The organism is Candidatus Neptunochlamydia vexilliferae, from assembly GCF_015356785.1.
In the GTDB taxonomy this organism is placed as follows: domain Bacteria; phylum Chlamydiota; class Chlamydiia; order Chlamydiales; family Simkaniaceae; genus Neptunichlamydia; species Neptunichlamydia vexilliferae.
The window spans coordinates 1-3,042 of the sequence record NZ_JAAEJV010000104.1 but is presented as its reverse complement, the minus strand read 5'-3'; the positions used below and the strand labels follow the sequence as shown (position 1 = coordinate 3,042).

Annotated in this window: 3 protein-coding genes; 1 reads left to right on the top strand and 2 read right to left on the bottom strand. The window is 43.4% G+C overall.

Annotation, left to right across the window (positions count from 1 at the left end; all coding sequences use genetic code 11):
* The first annotated feature begins 86 nt into the window (after positions 1-86).
* Positions 87-1,103, top strand: coding sequence for an IS110 family RNA-guided transposase (locus NEPTK9_RS09350; RefSeq protein WP_194848564.1), 1,017 nt, complete (start codon positions 87-89; stop codon positions 1,101-1,103).
* A 530-nt stretch (positions 1,104-1,633) separates the two neighbouring features.
* Here the strand turns inward: NEPTK9_RS09350 and NEPTK9_RS09345 are convergent.
* Positions 1,634-2,074 carry a hypothetical protein gene (locus NEPTK9_RS09345; protein WP_194848563.1) on the bottom strand — a complete coding sequence of 147 codons (441 nt, stop codon included), beginning with the start codon at positions 2,072-2,074 and terminating at the stop codon, positions 1,634-1,636.
* A gap of 27 nt (positions 2,075-2,101) precedes the next feature.
* Positions 2,102-3,042, bottom strand: a 941-nt coding sequence (locus NEPTK9_RS09340) for a hypothetical protein (protein WP_194848562.1), incomplete at its 5' end; no start/stop codon positions are given.

Below are 3,042 nucleotides of genomic sequence, written 5' to 3'. Positions count from 1 at the left end.
TTAAAAGAAGAATCTGATCTCAGACCACTTTTTTTCCAGAAGTTTTTGCTTCCGGGCAACCTCGTTGGTCTGAATTTACAGAATCAATGTTACACTACCTGAGAGGATCCTTTCGTCCATCGAACAATATTGTTGAACTTCGATCGTATGTGAGGCAGCGAAGCCGCTTATTTGAGGCAGGAGCAACCCAGACCCAACTCATGCACAAAGCCCTCACACAAATGAATATTCAGCTCAATCATGTCATCAGCGATATCACAGGAACCACAGGATTGAATATCATACAAGCCATTTTAAAGGGTACAAGGAGCCCAGAGATATTAGCTAACCTTAGCGTAGGGAAATGTCGAAAAAACATAGAAAGGATAAAGAAAGCTCTAGAGGGCAATTTCCGTGCAGAACACGTGTTTGCTTTAAAACAAGCCTACGAAGGTTATGAGTTCTTCCATAAGCAAATCCAAAAATGCGAAGAAGCTATTGAAAAAGCTTTGCTCCTTCTAGAGGTCGAGCAACCATCATCTACTAAGGACGAAAGCGCTTTTAAGTCGCCCTCGCAAAAACACAGACGCAAGACTCAATCTCATCGAAGCTCTTACAGTTTCAACGTTTCCGCTTCAATCCAGAAGGTGACCAAGTGTGATTTGACAACAATTCCAGGAATTGAGGGAAACACTGCAATGAAAATTCTATCCGAAATAGGAACCGATCCTACGAAGTGGTCAAGCCCAAAAGCATTTGTATCTTGGCTTGGCTTATGCCCTGGAAATAAAGTTTCAGGAGGGAAGGTCCTGAGTAGCAGAACCAGACCCAGCGATAATCGAGCAGCGCAAGCACTGCGAATGGCTGCTTTTAGCCTTCACAGATCTAAAACGGCATTAGGTGCTTTTTTTCGACGGATGAGATGCCGTTTAGGAGCTCCAAAAGCGATTACAGCGACTGCTCATAAATTGGCGCGAATACTCTACCGAATGCTGGTAACCGGAGAGAACTATCGAGAGATAGGAGAGAACTATTATGAGCAGCAACATCAGGCAAGAGTTCTTGCAAACTTGAAAAAACGAGCAAAAGAAGTGGGGCACGATTTAGTACCAATAACACAATAAATATTTAGGAATTCAGGAAATCATAACACAATGTTGGATGGTTCATTATTAAAGGCCGTTAATTCAGTAGTGCAACAAAGCCTGTTATTCAGCTTGGTCAATTAGTCGCCGGTGGTATCATTGGTGAGCCTCTTTAGTAGGCATCCCGTTTGGAAGACTGTTTTGAGATTTTGGCGACTACTCTTTTGCAGCAAAATATGCTGCAACCATCCCTAATCAAAGGAGAAATCATGAGCTAGCCCCAAAATTTGATTACTTGGAAGATAATGAGTTTGTGGGGTGAATACAAGAAGAAAGCGCTACCGCCTTCCTAAAAAAATCGTTTAAAATCAACAATTTAGGAAGTTTTTTATAGATGCCAACTTTTTTCTAGAAAAAAAGGCAAATAAGGAGCGCATAAACTTTTGGTTGATATTTTTCATTATTTTTTCAAGCCTTTTGCAATTACCTCTTTTTGTTAAATCATTTATCCCCTCTCAAAAAAAAATCGCGCCGGCGCCGAGGAGCTTTGCTTCGCACGCCCCTCGGCGTCAGAAGGCCCCTGCGGGGCCCCAAAGGACAAAGGTCGAGGGGCCGACTCCCAAACGCAACTTGGCGAGGCACAGTCCCGCATCAACAAGCTCAAAATGGGTGGAAAATCGCTCAATCCTGGAGAAATACTCACCATTCAGGTGAAGCTTGCCAAGGCGCAGCAAGAGTTCGTAGCGAAGGGTGGCCTGTATCATCCCCTTTTCAAGCAGGGCGATTTTTCGATCTTTTTCTTCATTTTCTTCTTTTAAATCCCCAACTTCTTGCAAAAGATACTCACTCTTCTTCCATAGCATGGTAATCGTGAGCTGCTGCTTCTGCTCAGCGGTCAAAGAGCCCCTATTTTTTGCCACTTCCAGAAGAAAATCGGATGAAAGAACGATCTCTTTTAGCTCCTGATCAGTTGGCTTCTGCTTGTTTGGGTTATTTCCTACTGCTGACATGAAATTTCCTTTTGTTAAATGGATTCATCAATCAAGTATTCTCATCCCAACCATACCTATATTTCGAATACTATCAAAATAAGAGTGTCTATACCTATCGACTGAACCAATCAGGCCACCACCCTTGCTTCCGGCATAAACAACTAGTTGCTGATAATTAGAGGTTTCTTGGCTACAGAAGGTGTTACAAGCTAACACCTTTTTCGTCTCTTTTCGATAGATCGAGAGAGCTGCTACTACATATAGGGCTGATGGAGTGCTAAAGCCTTGCTTTCTAACCATCGGGACTTGTTTTTTACGCTTCCAACCTTTGGTTCCCGATATGATATTTTTACTCATAAGGAACCATCGGGACTTGTCTATTGTGCGTGCCGCGGTATCTCCCCAATCCCGATTGGACAGTTGAATTTTAAAATTAAAAATCTTACTTAATCCATTGAGCGAAACATCAACTCCATAAATTTTATCTGGAACCCTTTCAGGGATCCAAACAAGAATATGAGTATCACGGACCTTGCCGCAATACCCTTCGACTTTGTAGGGGCTAGGGGCGTTCAAGATCGCTTCAATATTAGAAGGAAGGGGGTCTTCGGTTCCTTTTACAGATTTGAAGTGTTTCTCCCAAATAGCCTTTCCAATTGCTCCTTCGGGAAGTTTTGTTGTATTGGAACTTGAGCTACTTGAAGAACTACTAATAATGGGAGGGCTAATCTTTTGTTTGAGCGCAGCAACCTCTTTTTCAAGGGTTGCGACCTGGGCGATGAGTTTTGCATTTTGACTGTTGAGGGTGAGGACTTGGGTGGCTAGGGTGGCGATGATTTGGGGGGCTTCTCCTTTGATGGTGAGGAGCTTTTGGAGGGCGTAGCTGTAGAGGGTGGGGTTTTTCTGGCTGAGGGTGAGGAGGTGTTTGTAGTGGGGGCTGGCTTTTTTGGGGGTTTGTTTTTTGTCGATGAGGGTGAGGTGTGTGA

Excerpts from the sequence above, each read along its gene's own strand:
- NEPTK9_RS09350 (WP_194848564.1), top strand. The coding sequence starts at position 87 with ATGTTACACTACCTGAGAGGATCCTTTCGTCCATCGAACAATATTGTT.
- NEPTK9_RS09345 (WP_194848563.1), bottom strand. The coding sequence starts at position 2,074 with ATGTCAGCAGTAGGAAATAACCCAAACAAGCAGAAGCCAACTGATCAG.